This window comes from Moritella yayanosii, assembly GCF_900465055.1.
In the GTDB taxonomy this organism is placed as follows: domain Bacteria; phylum Pseudomonadota; class Gammaproteobacteria; order Enterobacterales; family Moritellaceae; genus Moritella; species Moritella yayanosii.
In genome coordinates this window covers 3,060,697-3,085,786 of record NZ_LS483250.1, presented here as the reverse complement: position 1 = coordinate 3,085,786, position 25,090 = coordinate 3,060,697, and the positions used below count along the sequence as shown (strand labels likewise).

At 41.8% G+C, this 25,090-nt stretch carries 17 protein-coding genes, 1 tRNA gene, 3 rRNA genes and 6 pseudogenes; 4 read left to right on the top strand and 23 right to left on the bottom strand.

Going from position 1 to position 25,090, the window contains the following annotated elements:
- Positions 1 to 7 precede the first annotated feature (7 nt).
- Positions 8 to 763 (bottom strand): bifunctional demethylmenaquinone methyltransferase/2-methoxy-6-polyprenyl-1,4-benzoquinol methylase UbiE, encoded by a 756-nt coding sequence (ubiE, locus tag MORIYA_RS14280; protein ID WP_112716160.1) that lies wholly within the window; start codon positions 761 to 763, stop codon positions 8 to 10.
- A 536-nt stretch (positions 764 to 1,299) separates the two neighbouring features.
- Here ubiE and MORIYA_RS14275 point away from each other — a divergent pair.
- A pseudogene (locus MORIYA_RS14275) lies at positions 1,300 to 2,111 on the top strand (transposase domain-containing protein); the annotation flags it as partial.
- 330 nt (positions 2,112 to 2,441) lie between these two features.
- Here the strand turns inward: MORIYA_RS14275 and MORIYA_RS14270 are convergent.
- Positions 2,442 to 3,353, bottom strand: a pseudogene (locus tag MORIYA_RS14270) (DUF4277 domain-containing protein); the annotation flags it as partial.
- A 160-nt stretch (positions 3,354 to 3,513) separates the two neighbouring features.
- On the opposite strand from MORIYA_RS14270, the pseudogene MORIYA_RS21830 reads away from it, so the two are divergent.
- Both MORIYA_RS21830 and MORIYA_RS21825 read left to right on the top strand, forming a co-directional pair.
- Positions 3,514 to 3,618, top strand: a pseudogene (locus MORIYA_RS21830) (IS630 family transposase); the annotation flags it as partial.
- 31 nt (positions 3,619 to 3,649) lie between these two features.
- Positions 3,650 to 3,844, top strand: a pseudogene (locus MORIYA_RS21825) (transposase); the annotation flags it as partial.
- Between the two features lie 106 nt (positions 3,845 to 3,950).
- On the opposite strand, the gene MORIYA_RS14260 reads toward MORIYA_RS21825, so the two are convergent.
- The 4 genes from MORIYA_RS14260 to MORIYA_RS14245 all read right to left on the bottom strand — a co-directional run bounded on the left by MORIYA_RS14260 (position 3,951) and on the right by MORIYA_RS14245 (position 9,079).
- Positions 3,951 to 4,027, bottom strand: a tRNA-Asp gene (locus MORIYA_RS14260).
- A 71-nt stretch (positions 4,028 to 4,098) separates the two neighbouring features.
- A 5S ribosomal RNA gene (rrf, locus tag MORIYA_RS14255) occupies positions 4,099 to 4,214 on the bottom strand.
- A gap of 135 nt (positions 4,215 to 4,349) precedes the next feature.
- Positions 4,350 to 7,243, bottom strand: a 23S ribosomal RNA gene (locus MORIYA_RS14250).
- Positions 7,244 to 7,534: 291 nt separating this feature from the next.
- A 16S ribosomal RNA gene (locus MORIYA_RS14245) occupies positions 7,535 to 9,079 on the bottom strand.
- The 16S, 23S and 5S rRNA genes sit together here with 1 tRNA gene alongside, the layout of an rRNA operon.
- Before the next feature lie 457 nt (positions 9,080 to 9,536).
- Here MORIYA_RS14245 and nadE point away from each other — a divergent pair.
- Positions 9,537 to 10,373: an ammonia-dependent NAD(+) synthetase gene (gene nadE, locus MORIYA_RS14240; protein ID WP_112716156.1), complete on the top strand. Its 837-nt coding sequence runs from the start codon at positions 9,537 to 9,539 to the stop codon at positions 10,371 to 10,373.
- A gap of 463 nt (positions 10,374 to 10,836) precedes the next feature.
- Here nadE and tnpC read toward each other — a convergent pair.
- The 17 genes and pseudogenes from tnpC to rsmG all read right to left on the bottom strand — a co-directional run bounded on the left by tnpC (position 10,837) and on the right by rsmG (position 25,087).
- A pseudogene (gene tnpC, locus MORIYA_RS14235) lies at positions 10,837 to 11,984 on the bottom strand (IS66 family transposase).
- A gap of 275 nt (positions 11,985 to 12,259) precedes the next feature.
- Entirely contained in the window at positions 12,260 to 12,466 is a 207-nt protein-coding gene (locus MORIYA_RS21080) for a hypothetical protein (RefSeq protein WP_197713388.1), read from the bottom strand.
- Positions 12,466 to 12,666, bottom strand: coding sequence for a hypothetical protein (locus MORIYA_RS21075; RefSeq protein ID WP_197713387.1), 201 nt, complete (start codon positions 12,664 to 12,666; stop codon positions 12,466 to 12,468). Before MORIYA_RS21075 ends, MORIYA_RS21080 begins: the two co-directional genes overlap by 1 nt.
- Before the next feature lie 55 nt (positions 12,667 to 12,721).
- A pseudogene (locus tag MORIYA_RS21820) lies at positions 12,722 to 12,865 on the bottom strand (IS110 family transposase); the annotation flags it as partial.
- A 1,137-nt stretch (positions 12,866 to 14,002) separates the two neighbouring features.
- Positions 14,003 to 15,367: a bifunctional UDP-N-acetylglucosamine diphosphorylase/glucosamine-1-phosphate N-acetyltransferase GlmU gene (gene glmU / locus MORIYA_RS14220; RefSeq protein WP_112716154.1), complete on the bottom strand. Its 1,365-nt coding sequence runs from the start codon at positions 15,365 to 15,367 to the stop codon at positions 14,003 to 14,005.
- A gap of 161 nt (positions 15,368 to 15,528) precedes the next feature.
- Positions 15,529 to 15,954 (bottom strand): F0F1 ATP synthase subunit epsilon, encoded by a 426-nt coding sequence (locus tag MORIYA_RS14215; RefSeq protein WP_112716152.1) that lies wholly within the window; start codon positions 15,952 to 15,954, stop codon positions 15,529 to 15,531.
- A gap of 15 nt (positions 15,955 to 15,969) precedes the next feature.
- A complete protein-coding gene (gene atpD, locus MORIYA_RS14210) occupies positions 15,970 to 17,355 on the bottom strand; it encodes a F0F1 ATP synthase subunit beta (protein WP_112716150.1) in 1,386 nt (461 codons plus the stop codon).
- Positions 17,356 to 17,384: 29 nt separating this feature from the next.
- Positions 17,385 to 18,251: a F0F1 ATP synthase subunit gamma gene (atpG, locus tag MORIYA_RS14205; RefSeq protein WP_112716148.1), complete on the bottom strand. Its 867-nt coding sequence runs from the start codon at positions 18,249 to 18,251 to the stop codon at positions 17,385 to 17,387.
- A gap of 47 nt (positions 18,252 to 18,298) precedes the next feature.
- On the bottom strand, positions 18,299 to 19,840 hold the full coding sequence (atpA, locus tag MORIYA_RS14200; protein ID WP_112716146.1) for a F0F1 ATP synthase subunit alpha: 1,542 nt from the start codon (positions 19,838 to 19,840) through the stop codon (positions 18,299 to 18,301).
- A 12-nt stretch (positions 19,841 to 19,852) separates the two neighbouring features.
- Positions 19,853 to 20,386, bottom strand: a complete 534-nt coding sequence (gene atpH / locus MORIYA_RS14195) for a F0F1 ATP synthase subunit delta (protein ID WP_112716144.1) — start codon at positions 20,384 to 20,386, stop codon at positions 19,853 to 19,855.
- A gap of 14 nt (positions 20,387 to 20,400) precedes the next feature.
- On the bottom strand, positions 20,401 to 20,871 hold the full coding sequence (atpF, locus tag MORIYA_RS14190; RefSeq protein WP_112716142.1) for a F0F1 ATP synthase subunit B: 471 nt from the start codon (positions 20,869 to 20,871) through the stop codon (positions 20,401 to 20,403).
- A 37-nt stretch (positions 20,872 to 20,908) separates the two neighbouring features.
- Positions 20,909 to 21,154 carry a F0F1 ATP synthase subunit C gene (atpE, locus tag MORIYA_RS14185; RefSeq protein WP_112716140.1) on the bottom strand — a complete coding sequence of 82 codons (246 nt, stop codon included), beginning with the start codon at positions 21,152 to 21,154 and terminating at the stop codon, positions 20,909 to 20,911.
- Positions 21,155 to 21,203: 49 nt separating this feature from the next.
- Entirely contained in the window at positions 21,204 to 21,980 is a 777-nt protein-coding gene (atpB, locus tag MORIYA_RS14180; protein WP_112716138.1) for a F0F1 ATP synthase subunit A, read from the bottom strand.
- Positions 21,981 to 21,983: 3 nt separating this feature from the next.
- Positions 21,984 to 22,373: an ATP synthase subunit I gene (locus MORIYA_RS14175; RefSeq protein WP_112716136.1), complete on the bottom strand. Its 390-nt coding sequence runs from the start codon at positions 22,371 to 22,373 to the stop codon at positions 21,984 to 21,986.
- Positions 22,374 to 22,760: 387 nt separating this feature from the next.
- Positions 22,761 to 23,654, bottom strand: a complete 894-nt coding sequence (locus MORIYA_RS14170) for a ParB/RepB/Spo0J family partition protein (RefSeq protein ID WP_112716134.1) — start codon at positions 23,652 to 23,654, stop codon at positions 22,761 to 22,763.
- Positions 23,651 to 24,454, bottom strand: coding sequence for a ParA family protein (locus tag MORIYA_RS14165; protein ID WP_112716132.1), 804 nt, complete (start codon positions 24,452 to 24,454; stop codon positions 23,651 to 23,653). Before MORIYA_RS14165 ends, MORIYA_RS14170 begins: the two co-directional genes overlap by 4 nt.
- A gap of 12 nt (positions 24,455 to 24,466) precedes the next feature.
- Positions 24,467 to 25,087, bottom strand: coding sequence for a 16S rRNA (guanine(527)-N(7))-methyltransferase RsmG (gene rsmG / locus MORIYA_RS14160; RefSeq protein ID WP_112716130.1), 621 nt, complete (start codon positions 25,085 to 25,087; stop codon positions 24,467 to 24,469).
- Positions 25,088 to 25,090 lie beyond the last annotated feature (3 nt).

Here is a 25,090-nt window from a genome sequence, read left to right as displayed (position 1 = left end):
GCATTCCTTAGAATTTGTAACCGCGGTGCAGCGCAACAATACCACCAGTCAAATTGTGATATTCAACGCTTTCAAAACCGGCAGTTTCCATCATACCTTTTAATGTTTCTTGATTTGGATGCATACGGATTGATTCGGCCAGATATTGGTAACTATCACCATCATCCGCAATTAATTTACCTATCTTAGGTAGAATATTGAATGAATAAAAATCATAAACTTTATTTAATACATCAGAATCTGGTTTTGAGAATTCCAGAACTAATAAACGCCCACCTGGTTTTAATACACGGAACATCGATGCCAGCGCTTTATCTTTGTCTGTTACGTTACGTAAACCAAATGCGATAGTGATCAAATCAAAATGATTGTCAGGGAAAGGCAGTGCTTCAGCATTGGCTTGAACATATGTCACGTTACCAACAATACCACGGTCACGTAATTTTGCCCGGCCAACTTTTAGCATTGAATCGTTAATATCTGCAAGCGTTACAGCTCCCATATCACCAACAAGACGTGAAAATTTAGCAGTTAAATCACCAGTACCACCGGCAAGATCTAAAACTTTATGGCCAGGTCTTACACCACTGCAATCAATCGTAAAACGTTTCCATAGACGATGAATACCCAGAGACATAAGGTCATTCATGACATCATATTTTGCCGCAACTGAATGAAAAACACTCGCAACCATATCGACCTTTTGGTCTGACTCTACGGTTTTATAGCCAAAATGAGTGGTTTTATTTGATTTATCTGTCATCGAGCTGTCCTTAATATCAGTTTAAGCGGATAGTTTACTGCAACTCAGAGCCAACTGAAACGAAACAAATCATTTAATCTATAAAAGGTAAAAAAATACCGCATTCACAGGGACAACACCTGGCAATAAGTGCCTGCCAACGGATAGTTTCGAATTCAGCTTTCTCAAATTCAACAGACCGGCAACAACAAAAATTACGTTTATATCAAGCTCAATCTTACTCGAGTTTGGTTTGAGTTTCCTCACTATCACTCTAACATGAAAAAATTGTTTGATTGGCTATCACTACAACCAGACAGAATACCTAAATTGTTATTGCAAGCATTGGTAGAAACTCATGAGTACTATGTACTTCTTAATGAACGAATTAAGCAGCAAGATAATTTTTATTAAACATAGTGGATCAAGATGAAAGAGCACAATTACTAAAAACAATACCCGATATTTAATGCCGATCAGTTAAGAGAAATATGATCGGTTGACTGATCCTTCTCAGCTGTAAAAATCCAAGTGTCTTATAATACTTGGATTTTTTTATGCACGTTTATCAAGCCCTTGATGTCATCAATCAATGGAAGCCTAATCAGGTCGAAACGCTATTTGATTTATGGCCTATTGAGCTCATTAATGAAGCCTATTCACTGACTGATACAGTCACCTTACGTAAACGTAAATTAACCCTTGAATCGATGGTTTGGTTACTTGTCGGGATGGCTCTCTATAATGATAAATCGATGGCAGATATCGTTAATCAACTTGATATTGTAGACCGAACAGGCAAGGTATTTGTAGTGCCAAGTGCGTTAACTCAGCGACAAAAAAACTCGGTGAAGATGCGATGAAAGCAGTCTTTCAGCGTATGAGCAGTCAATGGGTTAAAGATGCTAAGTTACCAGAATGGTATGCCAGATGGCATTGAGCAGCTCATAGACACAACGCCTAATAATAGTCTCACATTATTCGACAAAGGCTTTTATTCACTGGGATTGTTACATGAATGGCAAGAAACAGGAACTGAACGTCACTGGCTGATACCCGTCAAAAAGAACTTACAATATGAAATCATTCGCTCGCTAGGGCGCAATGATAAACTCATCAAACTGATGAGTAACCCAAGAACAAGAAAGCGGTGGCCAGAGCTACCAAAAGAAATAACAGCAAGGTTAATCACAAGAAAAGTTCATGGTAAAAATTATGAGGTCATCACCTCGATGATAGACCCGATGCGTTATCCGCTGCTGATATAGGCAGCCTTTATGGTCACTGCTGGGAAATTGAACTGGGTTACCGTGAACAAAAACAATATATGTTAGGTAGCAGATTGACACTACGCAGTAAACTACCTAAAAGTCTTTTTCTCTACAATATTCAGCTAATTCACGTTCTGACATAGTGGAAGTAACCAAATTAGACCTTGTTCTCTAGTTTCTAAATCAATTGCAGGTTGAGGAATTTTGTCTCCAATGTATTATTTAATAAAAGGCGACAACTAGTCTGACACAGGGGGTTATTGAGCGATCTTCTTCATGTTAATACACAGTATTAGTAAGCTAGGTGATAAATAATTACGAACTCTATTTATTCACGCTGCAAGAGCAATGTTATCAAGGCTTGATTTGACTAAGAAATATTTTGATGCGAGTAAACCAAGGACCTGATATTCATAACTATCGGCTTATTGAGCTTTTTTAGGCCAACCACTTTGATTAAAAAAAGGGGGGTCAATTACCTCTATTTCGCTCAGATCCATGCAGGTTTGAGATTTCATCCCAATATCCAACATTTTCATTGCATCATCCTGACAAGCGAAGCGTTTTTTACTTGTTCACTCAGTACTAACAGCCACCGTAATTTGAGTCTATCTAGGTTGCGCTATAACCGTTGTCTAATGCTGTGAACTGATAGCTATTTTATGCTGATATAACTTTTTTGACCAATTTTAACTTTTGTGGCGCTCTAGAGATGAAAAATTGACTTTATTCTTCACACGATTGAATCGTTCCTGCTGTGTAGAGCGCTGCATCACCAATGACATAATAATGGTCATGTGCAGATTTAAGGATTTTAACATGCTGCTTAATTCATTTCAGGGCTGTGATCACGGCTGTACCCGCGTACCAATTGGATTGCGTTATTACCATTTTAGTGCTTTATATTCAATATTCACCATCAACATGAATGCTTCTGGAGTCCAGACTAAGTCCTTCGCAAGGCAAGCCTAAGTGTGAAATTGTACGAGCAGACAATCCTTGAAACAGTTCGGATACGCCAGTTTCATACCGTTAGTCAAGGCAGCGACCGAGCGCATCAGCATTAATATGTTCCGCTTTTACGCCCTTGCCAATCAAATATTAGACAGTTCTGCCTGAAAAATATTCAGGATACATATGCAATGTTCTGCCAACAAAACCGAGTCCATTTAAAATCATGGCATCCACGAGTTGACCATATGAAATTTGCTTATCTTTACTTTTATTTGGATGTGCTGCATCGATAAATTGGGCGATACCCATATCTTTGCACATGCCAGAAACTAAGCCGAGGTGGTCAAGACCTTTGTTGAGTAGGATACCGTCAAGATTTTTTTTATCGCGGTATTTTACAATTTATGTATGACATCAGCATTAACAAATACATCATGTATACATCTGCGTTGAACGTGCCGCTAAAAAACGACATTTAATATCTATAATGGGGGGCGGAATGTCGGTTAAAAGACGTTGAAATCAGGTCTCAGGATGAAGCAATAATTTGGATATGCCTACCTTTTTGGTGCTGTCTGCGTGAATAACGGAAAAACAGAAGCCATGATAGCCCCATTCAGTAATATGGTATATATGCATGAGCATCTCAAATGAATTTAAAAATCTAGCTATTATCCATATTCCCTCGTACTCACCAGAATTAAATCCAATTGAGCAAGTATGGCGTTGGTTACGACAAAATGAATTAGCGAACCGATGCTTTAGTGGATATGAGGACATTGTAAATAGATGTAGCGATGCTTGGAATAGGTTTTGTGAAGATAAACGCAGAGTGATTTCACTCTGCTTTAGAGATTGGACAAACTTGACCAGCTAATTATAGGAATTGGTATTACCGCTCCGCACAATCTGTTCGGTACTTTACCACTGAATTTCAGGCACAAAAAAAACCTGCATCTTTCGATTCAGGCTTTCGTTGTTGTTGGCGGAGTGGACGGGACTCGAACCCGCGACCCCCGGCGTGACAGGCCGGTATTCTAACCAACTGAACTACCACTCCGCACAATCTGTGCTAATGTTTCCATCAGTCTATTCTTGTTTACCCAAGACTTCGTCTTGAATAAAAATGGCGCTTGGCAATGCCCTACTCTCACATGGGGAGACCCCACACTACCATCGGCGTTATTACGTTTCACTTCTGAGTTCGGGATGGGATCAGGTGGGGCCGCAACACTATGGTCACCAAGCAAATCTGGTTTGCTTTCTATAAGAAAATTAATTTCTATTGTTAATCTGAAAAGCTATAAATAAAGAAGTCTTTAAAACATAAAGTGTTCAATCTATTCTTAAGTCATATTTCAATTAATCATACTTTAATTTGTATGGTTAAGCCTCACGGGTAATTAGTACAAGTTAGCTCAATGCCTCACAGCACTTACACACCTTGCCTATCAACGTTGTAGTCTCCAACGGCCCTTCAGGGAGCTTAAAGCTCCAGTGAGAACTCATCTCGAGGCCTGCTTCCCGCTTAGATGCTTTCAGCGGTTATCAGTTCCGAACTTAGCTACCGGGCAATGCCATTGGCATGACAACCCGAACACCAGTGGTTCGTCCACTCCGGTCCTCTCGTACTAGGAGCAGCTCCTCTCAATTCTCAAACGCCCACGGCAGATAGGGACCGAACTGTCTCACGACGTTCTAAACCCAGCTCGCGTACCACTTTAAATGGCGAACAGCCATACCCTTGGGACCAACTTCAGCCCCAGGATGTGATGAGCCGACATCGAGGTGCCAAACACCGCCGTCGATATGAACTCTTGGGCGGTATCAGCCTGTTATCCCCGGAGTACCTTTTATCCGTTGAGCGATGGCCCTTCCATTCAGAACCACCGGATCACTAAGACCTACTTTCGTACCTGCTCGACGTGTCTGTCTCGCAGTTAAGCTGGCTTATGCCTTTGCACTAACCACATGATGTCCAACCATGTTTAGCCAACCTTCGTGCTCCTCCGTTACTCTTTGGGAGGAGACCGCCCCAGTCAAACTACCCACCAGACACTGTCCGCAACCCCGATAAGGGGCCTACGTTAGAACATCAAACGTACAAGGGTGGTATTTCAAGGTTGACTCCACATCATCTAGCGACAATGCTTCAAAGTCTCCCACCTATCCTACACATGTAGGTTCAATGTTCAGTGCCAAGCTATAGTAAAGGTTCACGGGGTCTTTCCGTCTAGCCGCGGGTACACTGCATCTTAACAGCGATTTCAATTTCACTGAGTCTCGGGTGGAGACAGCGTGGCCATCATTACGCCATTCGTGCAGGTCGGAACTTACCCGACAAGGAATTTCGCTACCTTAGGACCGTTATAGTTACGGCCGCCGTTTACCGGGGCTTCGATCATGAGCTTCGACCTAAGTCTAACCCAATCAATTAACCTTCCGGCACCGGGCAGGCGTCACACCGTATACGTCATCTTGCGATTTTGCACAGTGCTGTGTTTTTAATAAACAGTTGCAGCCACCATTTCTCTGCGACCAACAATAGCTTACGGAGCAAGTCCTTCACCATCATTGGCGTACCTTCTCCCGAAGTTACGGTACCATTTTGCCTAGTTCCTTCACCCGAGTTCTCTCAAGCGCCTTAGTATTCTCTACCTAACCACCTGTGTCGGTTTGGGGTACGATTCTCTTATATCTGAAGCTTAGAGGTTTTTCCTGGAAGCCGGGTATCAACTACTTCATCTCCGTAGAGACTCGTCATCAGTCCTCAGCCTTAAGTGCGCCCGGATTTACCTAAGCACACAGCCTACAACCTTAAACATGGACAACCATCGCCATGCTAGTCTAACCTTCTCCGTCACCCCATCGCAATATAAGCGAGTACTGGAATATTAACCAGTTTTCCATCGACTACGCCTTTCGGCCTCGCCTTAGGAGTCGACTCACCCTGCCCCGATTAACGTTGGACAGGAACCCTTGGTCTTTCGGCGTGGAGGTTTTTCACCCCCATTATCGTTACTCATGTCAACATTCGCACTTCTGATACCTCCAGCAAGCTTCTCAACTCACCTTCGACGGCTTACAGAACGCTCCTCTACCATGCAAAGAACACGTCTTTGCATCCGTAGCTTCGGTGGTATGTTTAGCCCCGTTAAATCTTCCGCGCAGACCGACTCGACCAGTGAGCTATTACGCTTTCTTTAAAAGATGGCTGCTTCTAAGCCAACTTCCTGGCTGTCTGAGCCTTTCCACATCGTTTCCCACTTAACATACACTTTGGGACCTTAGCTGACGGTCTGGGTTGTTTCCCTTTCCACGACGGACGTTAGCACCCGCCGTGTGTCTCCCGCGATTGAACTTATTGGTATTCGGAGTTTGCAAAGGGTTGGTAAGTCGGGATGACCCCCTAGCCTTAACAGTGCTCTACCCCCAATAGTTAGACGCGAGGCGCTACCTAAATAGCTTTCGAGGAGAACCAGCTATCTCCCGGTTTGATTGGCCTTTCACCCCCAGCCACAAGTCATCCGCTAATTTTTCAACATTAGTCGGTTCGGTCCTCCAGTTGATGTTACTCAACCTTCAACCTGCCCATGGCTAGATCACCGGGTTTCGGGTCTAATCCCAGCAACTATTCGCGCAGTTAACACTCGGTTTCCCTACGGCTCCGCTATTCGCTTAACCTTGCTACTGAAATTAAGTCGTTGACCCATTATACAAAAGGTACGCAGTCACCCAACAAAGTAGGCTCCCACTGCTTGTACGTATACGGTTTCAGGTTCTATTTCACTCCCCTCACAGGGGTTCTTTTCGCCTTTCCCTCACGGTACTGGTTCACTATCGGTCAGTCAGTAGTATTTAGCCTTGGAAGATGGTCCTCCCATATTCAAACAGCATATCACGTGTGCCGTCCTACTCGATTTCACAATAAGGTCGTTTTCATGTACGGGACTATCACCCTGTATCGTGGCACTTTCCAGAGCCTTCCATTAACTTCCAAACTGCTTAAGGGCTAGACCCCGTTCGCTCGCCGCTACTAAGGGTATCTCTATTGATTTCTTTTCCTCGGGGTACTTAGATGTTTCAGTTCTCCCGGTTCGCTTCGTAACGCTATGTATTCACGTTACGATACCTTACAAAGTAAGGTGGGTTCCCCCATTCGGACATCTGTGGATCAATGCTTTTTATCAACTCCCCACAGCTTAACGCAGATTAACACGTCCTTCATCGCCTCTGACTGCCTAGGCATCCACCGTATACGCTTAGTCACTTAACCATACAATCTAAAGTCGACCGTACAATTGAAATAACTAGGTATTATCTAGTTTTTTTCGCCTCAAGAATACTCAAGAACACTCTATTGTTATTGCCAAAGCAATAACGTGTTTTAAGAACTTCTTTATTTATTCAGCTTTCCAAATTTTTAAAGAGCAATTTGCTAAAAAGCAAAGATAAACATTGTATTGTTTATCTTTGCTTTCTCGCGTCTTACGATGAGTAAGACATACTTTTCAACTTTCTATTCAAGCAATTTGTGTGGGCACTTACAAAAATTAACAACTTTACGTAAGGAGGTGATCCAGCCCCAGGTTCCCCTAGGGCTACCTTGTTACGACTTCACCCCAGTCATGAACCACACCGTGGTCATCGCCCTCCCGAAGGTTAAGCTAATGACTTCTGGTGCAGCCCACTCCCATGGTGTGACGGGCGGTGTGTACAAGGCCCGGGAACGTATTCACCGTGACATTCTGATTCACGATTACTAGCGATTCCGACTTCATGGGGTCGAGTTGCAGACCCCAATCCGGACTACGACGCACTTTGTGGGATTCGCTTACCATTGCTGGTTTGCAGCCCTTTGTATGCGCCATTGTAGCACGTGTGTAGCCCTACTCGTAAGGGCCATGATGACTTGACGTCGTCCCCACCTTCCTCCGGTTTATCACCGGCAGTCTCCTTAGAGTTCCCACCATTACGTGCTGGCAAATAAGGATAAGGGTTGCGCTCGTTGCGGGACTTAACCCAACATTTCACAACACGAGCTGACGACAGCCATGCAGCACCTGTCTCATAGTTCCCGAAGGCACCAATCCATCTCTGGAAAGTTCTATGGATGTCAAGAGTAGGTAAGGTTCTTCGCGTTGCATCGAATTAAACCACATGCTCCACCGCTTGTGCGGGCCCCCGTCAATTCATTTGAGTTTTAACCTTGCGGCCGTACTCCCCAGGCGGTCTACTTAATGCGTTAGCTTAAGAGCCCAGTTCTCAAGGAACCAAACTCCGAGTAGACATCGTTTACGGCGTGGACTACCGGGGTATCTAATCCCGTTTGCTACCCACGCTTTCGCATCTGAGCGTCAGTTACTTGCCAGGTGGCCGCCTTCGCCACTGGTATTCCTTCAGATCTCTACGCATTTCACCGCTACACCTGAAATTCTACCACCCTCTCAAGAACTCTAGTTTGCCAGTTCGAAATGCAGTTCCCAGGTTGAGCCCGGGGCTTTCACATCTCGCTTAACAAACCGCCTGCATGCGCTTTACGCCCAGTAATTCCGATTAACGCTCGCACCCTCCGTATTACCGCGGCTGCTGGCACGGAGTTAGCCGGTGCTTCTTCTGCGAGTAACGTCACAGTGATAACGTATTAAGTCACCACCTTTCCTCCTCGCTGAAAGTACTTTACAACCCTAAGGCCTTCTTCATACACGCGGTATGGCTGCATCAGAGTTTCCTCCATTGTGCAATATTCCCCACTGCTGCCTCCCGTAGGAGTCTGGACCGTGTCTCAGTTCCAGTGTGGCTGATCATCCTCTCAGACCAGCTAGGGATCGTCGCCTTGGTGAGCTCTTACCTCACCAACAAGCTAATCCCACTTGGGCTCATCTAGTCGCGAGAGCTTTCAAGAAGAGGCCCCCTTTCACCCGTAGGTCGTATGCGGTATTAGCAGTCGTTTCCAACTGTTGTCCCCCTCGACTAGGCAGATTCCCAAGCATTACTCACCCGTCCGCCGCTCGACGCCAGAATAGCAAGCTATTCTTCGTTTCCGCTCGACTTGCATGTGTTAAGCCTACCGCCAGCGTTCAATCTGAGCCATGATCAAACTCTTCAATTAAAAGTTTTTGACTAACTGCCTAAGCAATTAAGTCGGCTCAATGAATTCTGTACTTCAACAATAAAACCAAAGTTCTATTGTTTATAAAACTATCATCTTTCGATTTAAGTTTAATGTTCACAATTACATTGATATAATATTTGGTCATTATATCTCTGCAAGTGCTCACACAGATTGCTTGAATAAATTGTTAAAGAGCATACTGAGCGGCTGTTGCCGTGTCAGTGAGATGGATTATAGAGAATTCGATCACATAGGCAAGCGTTATTAGTAAATAACCTCACAAACAACAAGCTCTGTATGGATTTAGTACAAAACTGTTTTTTTTCGATATTAATAGTATGCAAATAGCGCAATATAACGAATCGGTTCATTTAAAAGTCATCACTTACGGTGCTAGGTAACTAGTAATGTCCATTTATCGCGATACAATAACCTTAACCAAGGAGATAGACCCATGACTGAACTTAAAAAACAAATTATCGCAGAGATGAAAGTTAAACCAAGTATCAATATCGCCGATGAGATCCGTAGTCGCATTAACTTTATCAAGCTGCAATTAACTAACTCAGGATTAAAAAGTTTAGTATTAGGTATAAGTGGTGGTGTTGATTCATCAACTTGTGGCCGACTATGCCAACTAGCAATTGAAGAGCTTAATACTGAACACAGTAATGATGATTATAATTTTATTGCCGTGCGCTTACCTTACTCAGTACAGGCGGATGAAGATGATGCTCAAAAAGCACTTAACTTTATTAACCCGAAAACATCCGTCACAGTCAATATCCAGTCAGGTGCAGATAGTATTCATGCCGAGGTACTCAGATCCGTGAAGACCGCAGGATTACCAGAAAGCACCGCCTTCAACCAAGATTTTAATAAAGGTAATGTAAAAGCAAGAATGCGCATGATTGCACAATATGAAATTGCAGGGTTATATCGTGGTTTAGTACCGGGAACCGATCATAGTGCAGAGAACATTTCCGGCTTCTTTACTAAGCACGGTGATGGGGCTTGTGATTTAGCGCCGCTATTTGGTTTGAATAAACGTCAAGTTAGAGCGCTAGCCGAATCTTTGGGGGCTCCGCAAGAGGTTTATCAAAAAATACCAACAGCAGATTTAGAAGAAGATCGCCCGCAACTTGAAGATGAAGTTGCACTCGGTGTGACTTACGATCAGATTGATGATTTCTTAGAAGGGAAAGACATCGATATTAAAGCTGAAACTAAAATTATCGATACTTATAAAAAAACGACTCATAAGCGTAATCCAATTCCAACACCAGTGTAATGCGTAGTTAATGACGAATACATCGAGTAGAGTGAGACTTTTGCTTCTCACAGAACCGTACGTACGGACCTCGTATACGGTTCCTGCAATTTGCTATGTCTTAATAAAAAAGCGTGAACACCTGTTTTCACTTCTTTTATTGAATATAAACCTATACTTTTAAACCACTGGTTAGGCATAGCATTGTTCGCTAACGGACTCGCAGTCTACGTCTTATCCAAGCTGCAAGACTTTACAGTTTGTTCGTAATATTGGCTATTTTGACGTAGTTTACAAACCCTTTAAGCACTAGGTTCAATTGTTTTAGCACTGTGACTAAATTCACCACACCATTACGCTTAGATAAATTGCTTCACTTTTAACATTTTGAGCTTCTTTTCTTGAATTGCGGTGTTATTTCTAAAATATGGCGCGCTACTTTCAATGCGTTATCAGGTAACCGTTCACCAGAGGTATGTTGTATTTAGGTTTTAGCGAAATCGAAGACATAAGGATAGGGTTCTCGTCGTATGACTGCACTCACGAACGTTGAGATCACGCTTAATGCCGATAGCTTTCGCTTCTTGCAGGTTTCAACTACCTCGAATACACCGTTCAGCTTCATTATTTGTAAGCGGTATATCTGGGGATGATAAAAATACCCATAAACTCGGCTCATGCTTTAAGATAAATTTACATCGACCGACGTAACGTTTACAAGGTGTTCTCATTCCTTTTTGTAATAACAAATTGAAACTTTGCCGTAATCGACGCATTCGTTTTTGATATTGATGGGCAGCTAACTGATTATTTTCATATCGATGCTGAGTTCTAAAAACACCTTGGCAAGTTAACACTAATTTCTGACCAATATGAGCCGTCAGCCCTTTGCCGCTGTAGTCTGCCATTTTTTGAAGATTACGCACAATGTGCGCCCAACAGAATTGATGTTTCTGATTATCGATCCAATTATAACTAGCACACTGGTCTGTTATCACAATACCCGTGAACTTTTTGCCTAATATATATTGAGCACATTCTTGTCGGCGTGAACTCATTATTTTTTGGAATACAACATCATCACCTGATGCAAGCCAGAGCCAGAGCCACTGCGTTTGTGCTAATGTGTTTCGGTGATGTGATGTTTCATCGATATGCACAATCGGCGATGATTTGATGGCGCTATGTAATGCTTGATGCAGCGGTGTGAGCATATTACTGACTCGACCTTGCGCCTCTGATATTGCACCGGTTGAAAATATAGTGCTAAATTGAGATTTCAATAAGCTTTGAACTTTTCGAATACTAAGGTGATATTGTCCAGTCAATACACTGATGTAACTGAGTAAATTAGGTCCCATTTGACTCCCTGATGCGGTAACAGGGAGTTTGGCTGAGCGCCAATCTTATTTCCACTACGAGGCGCTTGAGCTTTTTTCGCTCGGCCTTTTGCGCAGGAGTGTCCGATGACGGTGACAACGATGAGTTCCGTGAGGATGTGGCCAATCTGTCTTCATATTCTCTTAGCTGTTGCCATAATTCCTGAATTAATTTATTAGCCTCGTTAAGGTTAACGACTTCAGGCGGCTCTGTTTGATATATTTTATTTTTCAAGTAGGGTCTGGTGAACATGTATGGACACAACCTCAATGGCTTCATTCGCACACTAGATCCCAAGCGCTTACACGAGTTATTAACTCTTCGCTTCGTAAAGGTTTTTCTAGTGATGGTTTAACCTATTTTCCATCTCTCTTTTACTTTTGCAATTTTTAAATAATGTGCTTACTATTTGTAACCTAAGTATTACCTACAACTTCGAATATGAAAATTATTTTAATACAATCAACCAGCGGCCAATGTTTCTGTGTATTCGGTGTCGTTAGCAACTAACGCCCATGAAATTCGTGCTAATTTGTTAGCAAGTGCAACGATAATAACATTTGGGTGTTTTTTTCACTCAAGTTTTTTATCCATAAACTTAAAGGGTCTGTCTTATCTTTGACATGACGAAAAGCTGCTCTCGCACCATGAACTAATAATTTTCTTAAATAACCATCCCCAAGTGCCATTAGTAATGCACTGCAGACCAAAGGACCAATCTCGATAATTGTCATCAATTTTTTCCTATGGGATTAGTTGCAACATTATTTTTAATTTTTGCTGTCAGTAAATCAATTCTTTCATTTACAAGAATTAAATCTTCCTGGAGCGTGAGCAACAAAACCCTAAAATCAAATGTTAAACCGTTGTCGGATTCTTCTAACCACATTGGTATCGTTTTTCGTAAATAAGCGATGCCAAATGCCGTATTCACTGACGAGCCCTCTGATTTGGTTTGCTTTTGCAGTTCTGTGGCAGATTAATTCTTCACAAATGGCTTCAGCGTCAACTTTATCATTTTTGTTTGTTTTAACATAAGGTTTAACAAATTGAGCGACTATTAATTTAACACTGTAACCAAGTGCTGTGAGCTCTCTTGCCCAATAATTAGCTGAACCTCAAGCTTCCATGCCGATTACCGCGGTTGTTGGTACTCGTTTCACAATCGCCTTCAACCAAGTGGTGCGATTGTACTTTCCTTGCCAAACTTTTTTTCATTCTCATTAATAGCATGAATGTGAAACACGTTTTTTGCCAAATCAACAGCGCGAAAGGGTGAGGCGGTGTCCATTCCATTGCTTACGTTATCAGCACCCTTACTTGAGGTGAAAAACATTATAATATCATCCGCATATTGCACTATTCGGTGCTTACGCTTCATCATTTCTTGATTGAACTCATCTAAGTATATTTTGGAAAGTAACGGACTAATTACCCCCACCTTGTGAACTACCTAGTACACTTGCCTGCCAACGCTCACCAACCATGACGCCAATTTTTAAAAACTGTCGTATCAAACTCAAGATACTGCCATCCGCTATGCGTTTTCACGCGGACTTGATAATCAAGTCGTAATCAAGCATTTCGAAGCACTTAGACAGATCCATAACTGAATGGATAAAAGGATAGGTCAAAAATTGGAGTCATAATATTCGATAAACATTGTTGAACAATTCGGTCTCGAACCGTTGGAATGCCCTGTTCTATTCACAGCCTTAGTATCACCTTTAGCCATTACAATAGAGATTTCACCTTGTTTGGTAATTTGTGAACCCATTATAAATTGCATCAATTTTACGTGATTGATAAATCACTTCCCCCCTTCGCAATCAACAAGCAATTTTGGCTAAAATTGACTCTATCAAACATATTACTGATAGTCGGCTTGGTTTATCTTTCACACCATTACTGGCTTTCATAAGCCTAGCCTTACTCACTTATACGGGTTCATCTGCCACTGCACATCGACGTTAAACCTTGAGTTTCCTCTTGAATTTAAGCCACTTACTCATATTAAGTTTAGATGCTAGGCTTCGTGCTATTTTGGACGCTTACCCACCAATCCCGCCGAAACAGGTTACGGTTAGTTGTGTACATCAACTTCCTATAGCCTCCTTCAGATCTCACCGTTGGCCAGTAATGCCCTTGCCATTCGGATTATCTTCCCCTTAGTCAGGGTGACTTCACTTTCTTGCAAGTGAACCGCTTTGCCGGACAAACAAAAAAGCAGAAATAAATTTCTGCTTTTTTAGCGACAATTACATTAACGCTTACTTTGCAATTTTAGTTGGTTTGGGCCATTTTTTGATATGACGTTGTTTTACTCGAGTGATCACCAGTTCATCGGCAGCTACATCTCTCGCAATAGTAGAGCCGGCACCAATAGTAGCATTTTTACCAATAGTAACAGGCGCGATCAATTGACTATCAGAACCAATGAATGCGCCATCTTCAATAATTGTCTGGAATTTATTTACCCCATCATAGTTACAAGTAATTGTACCCGCACCAATATTTACGTTCTCACCAATAATACTATCACCAAGATAAGCAAGGTGACCGGCTTTAGAACCTTTACCTAACGTTGTTTTTTTCAGTTCAACGAAGTTGCCTACATGTGCATTGTCTTCCAATATTGTATTAGGACGTAAACGTGCAAATGGGCCAACACTACAATCAGCACCAATTGTCGCTGATTCTATAATTGAATTTGGTTTAATCTCAGAGTTATCACCAATATGACAATCTTTTAAAATGCAGTTAGCTCCGATAGTTACACCACGACCAATCGTTACTTTACCTTCGATAATCACATTAATATCAAAGGTAACATCGTTACCAACATTCACTTCACCGCGTAAATCAAAGCGGCGAGGATCAAGCATAGTAACGCCTTGTTCCATAAGTTTATATGCTTGTAATTGTTGGTATGCGCGTTCCAGTTCAGCCAACTGCATACGGTTGTTCACACCTTCAACTTCGATATTTGCAATCGGGTGAACCGCGTTAATCGTGCGACCGGCTTTATGCGCAAGTGCAATCACATCAGTTAAGTAATATTCACCTTGCGCATTATTATTATCTAACAAAGACAACCAATGTTGAAAATCGGCCCCATTAGCAACGAAAATACCGGAGTTAACTTCATTAATTTCAAGTTGTTCTGCTGATGCATCTTTTTGTTCTACAATACCGACAACCATGTCACCATCACGTACAATGCGACCATAACCCATCGGATTATCTAATTTTACAGTAAGTAAACTAATTCCACCTTCAGGCTGAGATTGGCATAAATGTGTTAGCGTTTCTTGGCTAATTAATGGCACATCGCCATACAATACCAATATCTGTTCATCGGCTTTAAATTGATCTGCGGCCTGCTGAACCGCATGACCTGTACCTAATTGCTCGGCTTGCAGCACCCAATCTAATTTGTCATCTTCGATCTGCGATTTGAGTAACTCCGCACCATGACCATAAACTAAGTAGATATCGTTAACATCTAACTGTTTTACGGTATCAATCACATGTTGGACCATTGGTTTTTTAGCGATAGGGTGAAGAACTTTAGGGAGATCTGAACGCATACGCGTTCCTTTACCAGCGGCAAGAATAACAACACTAATAGGCATAATGGGCTCTTATCTGAATGATGACATTGAAAATATAAACAGTATGTTCAGGTTATAGGGAATTATTCAATTTAACAATATGCAGTGTGTATTAAAGGCATAAAAAAAGCGACCCTAAGGTCGCTTTTTGACAACTAAACGTGTTCAATTAAAAATTCAAATTAATTGAATTTTTTAACCAATTTAAGCACGCGAAGTTGAGCAATAGCATCAGCCAGCTGAACAGCTACTTGAACGTAATCTACATCTTGATTAGTTGCAGAATTGTTAAGTAGTTCTTCAGCTTGTCTTTTGGCTTCTTGCGCTTTGGCTAAATCTAGATCTTCTGCACGAATTGCAGTATCAGCCAGAACGGTAACTTCACCAGGTTGTACTTCACAAGTACCACCCGATACGAAGATAACTTCTTCTTCACCGTATTGTTTAACCAAGCGCACCATGCCAGGTACTATACCAGTAAGTAGTGGTGTGTGACCGGCTAAAATACCGAACTCACCATCAGAACCGGTAATTTGAACGCTTTCAACGCGGCCAGAAAATAACACTCCTTCTGCGCTTACTACATTCAAATCAAAAGTCATAGCCATAGTGCCCTCGCTTAGTTACATTTTCTTCGCAGCTTCAACAGCATCGTCGATTGAACCACAATACATGAACGCTTGCTCAGGAAGATCATCGTAATCACCTGCTAGTAGGCCTTTAAAGCCACGTAGCGTTTCTTTTAGTGGCACTAGAACACCTGGGTCACCCGTAAATACTTCTGCAACATGATACGGTTGAGTTAAGAAACGTTGGATCTTACGAGCACGAGATACGATTTTCTTATCTTCTTCAGATAGCTCGTCCATACCTAAGATCGCAATGATATCTTTTAACTCAGTATAACGCTGTAGTACACTTTGAACGCCACGAGCGATGTCGTAATGTTCTTGACCAACTACTAGCGGGTCTAACTGACGAGAAGTAGAATCTAGTGGGTCGATCGCAGGGTACATACCCATTGAAGCAATATTACGGCTCAGTACAATGGTTGCATCTAAGTGAGCAAATGTTGTTGCAGGAGATGGATCCGTTAAATCATCCGCAGGTACGTATACCGCTTGGATAGATGTAATTGAACCACTCTTAGTTGAAGTAATACGTTCTTGTAGCATGCCCATTTCTTCAGCGAGTGTAGGCTGATAGCCTACTGCTGATGGCATACGACCTAATAGTGCTGATACTTCAGTTCCCGCAAGTGTATAACGATAGATGTTATCGATGAATAATAATACATCTTTACCTTCGTCACGGAAGCGCTCAGCTATCGATAAAGCAGTCAAAGCGACACGTAAACGGTTACCTGGAGGCTCATTCATTTGGCCGTAAACCATAGCTACTTTATCAAGTACGCCGGCTTCTTTCATCTCGTAGTAAAAATCGTTACCTTCACGAGTACGCTCACCAACACCAGCAAACACAGATAAACCTGAGTGAGCTTTAGCGATGTTGTTGATCAGTTCCATCATGTTTACGGTTTTACCAACACCGGCACCACCGAATAGACCGATTTTACCACCTTTAGCAAATGGGCAAATCAAATCGATAACTTTAACACCCGTTTCTAACAATTCGTTAGAAAGTGACTGCTCTTCATAAGAAGGCGCAGCCCGGTGAATTTCATAACGCACATCTGTCGGGATAGCGCCTTTACCGTCAATAGGGTTACCAAGTACGTTTACAATTCGACCAAGACATGCGTCACCAACAGGCACGCGAATCGCGCTGCCCGTGTTGGTTATTTTAAGGCCTCGACGTAAACCGTCACTTGAACCCATAACGATACAACGAACAACACCACCACCAATTTGTTGCTGAACTTCCAGCACCAATTCAGATAGGTTAACGTCGTCAAATGTCAGTGCATCGTACACTTGAGGTACGGATTGCTGTGGAAACTCAACGTCCACAACAGCACCGATGATCTGGACAATAATACCAGTACTCATTTTAAATCCTCTAAACTTTACAAGTTTGCCTAAACCGCTGAAGCACCAGCACAAATTTCAGAAATCTCTTGTGTAATGGCAGATTGACGGGCTTTGTTAAAAATTAACTGCAGCTCATCAATAATGTCACCAGCATTGTCCGTTGCATTTTTCATTGCAAACATACGCGCTGCGTGTTCTGATGCAGCGTTTTCGACAACACCTTGATACACTTGAGATTCAATAAATCTAACTAATAATTTAGTTAAAAGCTCAGCAGGTTCACCTTCATATAGGTAATCCCAACCATGCTTCGGTAATGCTTCATTTTCTTCCGATGCAGGCAACGGCAGTAGTTGATCGATAGTTGGTTCTTGCGTCATTGTATTAACAAATTTGTTATATACAACGAATAAGCGATCCAATTTACCGTTATCGTATGCATCTAGCATAACTCGAACAGAACCAATCAAATCGTCTAGTGCAGGTGCTTCACCGAGGTTAGCAACATTAGCCACCACGTTTCCGCCTACACGACCAAAAAATGAACCGGCTTTAGCACCTATGAGGCCTAAATCGATATCTACTTTTTTGTCAGACCATCCCTGCATATCAGAGATAGTTTTTTTGAAAAGGTTAATGTTCAAGCCACCGCATAGACCACGGTCAGTTGAAATCACAATATAACCAACACGTTTCACTTCACGCTCTTCTAGGTACGGATGAGAGTACTCTAGAGAACCTTCGGCGAGATGACCGATCACTCTGCGCATTGTGTTAGCGTATGGGCGACTAGCTGCCATGCGATCTTGTGCTTTACGCATTTTGCTCGCGGCAACCATCTCCATTGCGCTGGTGATCTTCTGAGTATTAGTAATACTCCCGATCTTGTTTTTAATTTCTTTAGCGCCGGCCATTTGCTTCTCCTATTAAGCTAGCTGTGGCAGCCATGCTGCCACCGCTCTTACCAGGTTTGTGTAGACTTAAAGCTTTCAAGTAAGCTAGATAGCTTAGCTTGAACATCTTTGTCGTACGCGCCTGTTTCATTAATAGAAGCAAGTAAATCAGCGTGTTCTGCTTTAGCATAAGCTTGTAGAGACGCTTCGAAGTCAACAATTTTGTTAACTGCGACATCTTCTAATGCACCAGTTTCTGCTGCATATAAAGATAGAGCCTGCTCAGCAACCGTCATTGGAGCATATTGGCCTTGCTTCATTAACTCAGTAACTTTTGCGCCATGATCAAGCTGCTTACGCGTTGCATCATCAAGGTCAGAAGAGAATTGAGCAAATGCTGCTAATTCACGATACTGTGCTAGTGCGGTACGAATACCACCAGATAGTTTCTTAATGATCTTCGTTTGTGCAGCACCACCAACACGCGATACAGAGATACCTGGATCAACCGCAGGACGAGTGCCTGCGTTAAACAGTTCTGTAGTCAAGAAGATCTGACCATCGGTAATAGAAATTACATTCGTTGGTACGAACGCAGATACGTCACCACCTTGGGTTTCAATGATAGGTAGCGCCGTTAAAGAACCCGTCTTACCTTTCACTTTACCTTTAGTGAATGCTTCTACGTATTCAACGTTTACACGAGCAGCACGCTCTAATAGACGTGAATGCAGATAGAAAACGTCACCTGGGTATGCTTCACGGCCAGGCGGACGACGTAATAGTAATGAAATCTGACGGTAAGCAACGGCTTGCTTAGACAGATCATCATATACGATCAGTGCATCTTCACCACGGTCACGGAAATATTCACCCATGGCACAACCAGCGTATGGTGCTAGGTATTGTAGTGCCGCAGCTTCAGAAGCCGTTGCCACAACAAAAATAGTGTTTTCCATCGCGCCATGTTCTTCAAGCTTACGTACTACGCGAGCGACGGTAGAAGCTTTCTGGCCGATTGCTACGTATATACATTTGATGCCTGAGTCTTTTTGGTTAATGATTGCATCGATAGCGATAGCACTCTTACCAACCTGACGGTCACCAATAATAAGCTCACGTTGACCACGACCGATTGGGATCATAGCGTCAATCGCTTTGATACCGATCTGGATAGGTTGATCAACCGATTTACGTTCCATTACACCCGGTGCAATAACTTCAACAGGAGAGTAACCATCGTTGTCGATTGGTCCTTTACCGTCGATAGGCTCACCAAGTGTGTTCACAACACGACCTAAAAAGTTGCGACCTACTGGCACTTCAAAAATACGTCCAGTTGAATGTACTTTTTGGCCTTCTGCAAGTCCCATGTAAGAACCCATTACTACCACACCAACAGAGTCACGCTCTAGGTTAAGCGCGATACCAAAACGGTTGCCAGGTAATTCAATCATTTCGCCTTGCATACAGTCTGCAAGGCCATGAATACGAATAATACCATCGCTTACTGAAACGATAGTACCTTCATTTCTTGCTTCACTAACAACGCTGAATTTTTCAATACGTTGTTTGATCAGATCACTGATTTCTGTAGAATTCAGTTGCATGCTATTCCCCAATTACGATTGTAGCGCTTCCGCAAGTTTATTTAACTTACCGCGTACAGAGCCATCAATAACTAAATCACCAGTCTGAATAATCAAACCACCAATTAACGTGTTATCAACGTTGCAATTTAACTTAACTTTGCGTGCTAAACGTTTTTCCAACGCGATGACAATATTTGCTTCTTGCTCTGCTGTTAAGGGCATCGCAGAAGTAACTTCAGCGTCAACTGATTGCTCATGTTCCGCTTTGTAGTATGCAAATAAAGTAACAATGTTTGGTAATGCGCTTAAACGAGCGTTCTCGGCCAATACTTTAATAAAGTTTTGGCCTGATTCGTTAAGTTGCTCATCAGCTACCTTGATAAAGATATCAGCAATAGCCTGTGCACTTACAGCACCATTTAATAATGTAGAAATATCTTTATTTACTGCGATTTCCGCCGTAAATGCTAACATTTCTTGCCATTTATCAATAGCCTGTTCCTTAACGGCAAAATCAAATGCAGCTTTAGCATATGGACGAGCAATAGTAGTCAAATCAGACATAAGCCCCCCAGTTGTTAAAGTTCTGCAACGATTTTGTCTACGATGTCACTGTTAGCAGCAGCATCGATAGAACGTTCGATAATTTTTTCAGCACCAGCAATAGCCAAACCAGCTACTTGTTTGCGTAATTCTTCTTTTAGACGATTACGTTCAGCTTCAATTTCAGCGTCTGCTTGAACAAGAATTTTAGCTCGCTCCACATTTGCTTCTTCCTTAGCTGCATCGACTATTTGAGTTTTACGCTTGTTTGCTGCATCAATGATGTCTGCCGCTTGCGCTTTAGCACCTTTAAGTTGGTCTGTCGCTTTAGCTTCCGCTAGCTTCAAATTCTTCGCAGCTTTATCCGCACTTGCAAGACCATCGGCGATGTTCTGTTGACGTTCTTCGATAGCAGCCATTAAAGGCGGCCATATGTATTTCATACAAAATAGTACGAAAAACGTAAATGAAATCGCTTGTCCTAAAAGAGTTGCGTTGATATTCACAACGAACCTCCTTGGTTAGTAGTGGATCAAAAGCTGATTAAGCGGTGATGAATGGGTTCGCGAATAATAGGAACAATGCGATACCAACTGCAATCATAGAGATCGCATCAAGAAGACCAGCAACAATAAACATTTTAGTCTGTAGAGCTGGTGCCATTTCAGGTTGGCGAGCAGAAGACTCTAGGAATTTACCACCTAGTATAGCGAAACCGATTGCTGTACCAAATGCAGCAAAACCTAGTAAAATAGCAACAGCGAAAAGAGTAGCTGATTCAATACCCATTTTATTCTCCAATAAGATAAAATTTTTAAATTAAAATTATTTTTATTAATTAATGATCTTCACATGCACTGCTAAGGTAAACCATAGACAGCATCATGAAGATAAACCCTTGTAGAACGATAACCAAAATATGGAATATCGCCCATGGCACACTTAACACCCACTGGGCGTACCAAGGCATAAGCGCAATCAAAATAAAGAGCAACTCACCCGCGTACATATTACCAAACAAACGTAAAGCCAATGAAATAGGCTTAGCGATTAAGGTAACCATTTCCAGTGCAAAGTTAAAAGGAATAAACACCCAATGATTAAACGGATTCATAGTCAGTTCACGAGCGAACCCACCAATACCTTTAACCTTGATGCTAAAACCAATAATCAGAGCAAAAATACTGAGCGACATAGCGAACGTTGTATTTAGATCCGTTGTTGGTACGACTTTCATGTAGTCGATTCCCATTGCTTTTGCTGCTTCAGGTATAAAATCTACCGGAATTAAATCCATAGTATTCATCAAAATAACCATCACGAAGATAGTTAGTGACAACGGTGCGATTAACGCATTTCGACCGTGAAAAGACTCTTTCACAATACCGTCAACGAACTCGATACACATTTCAACAAAACATTGAAATTTGCCCGGTACGCCCGTAGTCGCTTTCTGACCAACTCTATAGAATGTCCCTAAGAATAAAATCCCTAAAGCAAGGGTTACGAAAAGTGTGTCTAGGTGCCAAGTCCAAAATCCTTCACCAACGGCTAAATTAGTTAAGTGATGTTGGATATATTGGGTCGACGTTAGTGCTTCACCTGTTACAGACATTTCTCATCCCAGTTTTTTGTTCATAAAATAAGGAGCAAATAATTGTGAACTTATCGCTAATGCAAACGTAACGTAAAGGGGAAGGTAATTCACCTCAACAAAACCCAGCACAACAATAAAAAACACAACTGTCAGAACCAATTTAAGCGATTCTCCTAGTGCAAATGATGCTGCCACATCTTTAATCTGCCTGGCTCCCATAAATCGAAAAGCCAAACGGGTAAAAATATAATTGGGTAGCACATAAATCATGCCACCTAATACTGCAGAACGAGCCGAAAACCCATCATCAATAAACAAAAAGACCATCGCGATAATTGCTACTAATAACACCTGAAACACAATCAATTTAACAGCTTGATTGAACGCATTCATTGCTAATTTATTAGACACAATTAACCCCTAAAACAATCTTTTTGAAGCATTCAAAAAAAATATACAGAAACGCTTCTAAAAGCAGCCTAAATTATACGTTGAAGTGGTGCTAATGCAACTCATTGCAGAGCCGATCCGGAAAGCTAAGTAGAATACTCTGAAAAATGAGAGATGGCGGGCGTTACCCACTAATGAGTATCACTGTTATAATATTAAATGCTAAATAAGGTCGTTATTATGAAATAAAGTTATTTAAACATTAAGCTAAATATAAACCTTTGATATTTCTAGTGAAGATAATAATAAAGAAAAACAAATATCACCAAGGTAAGTGCATTAGCCACTCACCATACCACTTTTAAAAATGTTAACTTATTTTGATTTTCATCATGGCAAGGTTAAAAATTAACCAAAAGTTGCAATGATATCATCCAACTCAGCAAGGCTGGTGTAGTCTATTGTCAACTTCCCGCCGCCATTTGCGCCTTGTTTGATAATAACTTTAGTTTTTAAGCGTTCCGATAAGCGATATTCAAGGTTAATAACATCGGGATCTTTGACCTTTATTGAGCATATTTCTGCTTTCGGTTCAAGTAGCTTTCGTACCAATTTTTCGGTATCGCGAACGGTTAAACCTCGCTGGGCAATATTGCTTGCCGTTTGTGATTGCTGCTCACCTTCAAGTGCCAATAATGCACGGGCATGTCCCATCTCAATGTCGCCATGTTCAAGCAACGTTTTCACGTCATTATTGAGACTATTTAAGCGTAATAAATTCGATACCGAGGCGCGTGATTTACCTACTGCATCAGCGACTTGCTGATGGGTTAATGAAAACTCTTCAATTAAACGCAGTAATGCAGCTGATTCTTCCATTGCATTTAAGTCTTCACGTTGAATATTTTCAATCAGAGACATCGCCATCACAGCTTCGTCAGCCACATCTTTAACGATACAAGGCACTTTTGTTAAGCCCGCTAATTGTGCCGCACGCCAACGACGTTCCCCAGCTATAATTTCAAACTGTTGGGGATTTAATTCACGCACAACAATAGGTTGAATAATGCCTTGTGCAGTAATCGAGGCAGCTAGCTCATCTAAGGCATCTCTAGCCATATCTTTACGTGGTTGATACTTGCCTGGATATAACCATTCAATCGGTAATTTTTTGAATTCATTCTCAACCGTTGCTATCGGTTGCGCTAGATCATCAGCAGCTTGTTCTTTACGTCTTGCCATCGCACTGGTTCCAAGCAAAGCATCCAGACCTTTACCTAACCCTCGTTTTTTCGTGTTCATGCTTGTTCCTTTGTCTGTTCGCTCTGTTCATTGGCTAATTCTTGACGACGAATAATTTCACCCGCGAGCGCTAAATACGCTTTAGCCCCGCTAGATGATTTATCATAATACATGGCAGGCGCACCAAAGCTCGGCGCTTCAGCTAAACGGACATTTCGCGGGATCACTGTACGATAGACTTTATCCCCAAAATGTTGCTTCAATTGTTCAGACACATCTGAAGCTAAACGATTACGCGGGTCATACATGGTGCGTAATATACCTTCAATTTTCAAATTAGGATTAACCGCAGCAGCTAATTTACTGATGGTATCCATTAATGCGGTAAGACCTTCGAGTGCATAATACTCACATTGCATTGGCACAATAATAGAGTCAGCAGCAGCCATAGCATTAATGGTTAATAAGTTTAATGATGGCGGACAATCAATAAAAATATAATCGTAATAATCTTTTACCGCCGCTAACGCATTCTTTAACCGTAACTCACGCGCAAAGAATTCCATTAACTTAATTTCAGCCGCAGTGACATCTTGGTTCGCCGCAATGAGATGATATTTACCCGACGTTTCAGTAACAACAACCTCTTTAACAGGCTTTTCATCAACCAATAAATCATAAGCAGAATACTCGACGCTATATTTGTCGACACCACTGCCCATGGTTGCGTTACCTTGTGGATCAAGATCAATCAGCAATACCTTACGTTTAGTCGCCGACATGGAGGCTGCTAAATTGACACAAGTCGTTGTTTTTCCTACGCCACCTTTCTGGTTAGTTATTGCTATGATTTTGCCCACAAATATTCCCTATTATTTAATCTCAGACATGACAATTAGATGACGTTCGCCTTCTAATTCTGGCACGGTTAGTTTATGTGCAACTTCCAGTTTGAATTTAGTATTCAATGTTTTAATTTCACCCGTTGGTTTCACCCCTTTCAACGCATAAAACAATCCATCTGGTTTTGGTAGATGCTTACACCAATGTAACATATCTTCAAGTGAAGCAAACGCACGACTTAATACCCCATCAAATTTAATTTCTGGGTGATACTTTTCAACACGAGATTGTACAGGTGTGACGTTAGTTAATTTTAATTCGTGCACCGCTTGAGTAACAAAACGAATACGTTTACCTAAACTATCCAGAAGTACAAATTCTTTATCTGGATTCATGATCGCTAACGGTAAACCTGGTAGACCTGGGCCAGTACCCACATCAATAAAACGTTCACCTTCTAAATATGGGCTCACGACAAGACTGTCCATAATATGTTTTATTAACATATTTTCTGGATCACGTATCGATGTCAGGTTGTATGCCTTATTCCACTTATGTAACAAAGTCACTAATGCCACTAATTGCTGCTTTTGGGTATCAGTCACAACCAAAGATGTTTGGGCTAATAATGCTTCGAGACGGTTGATCATAGG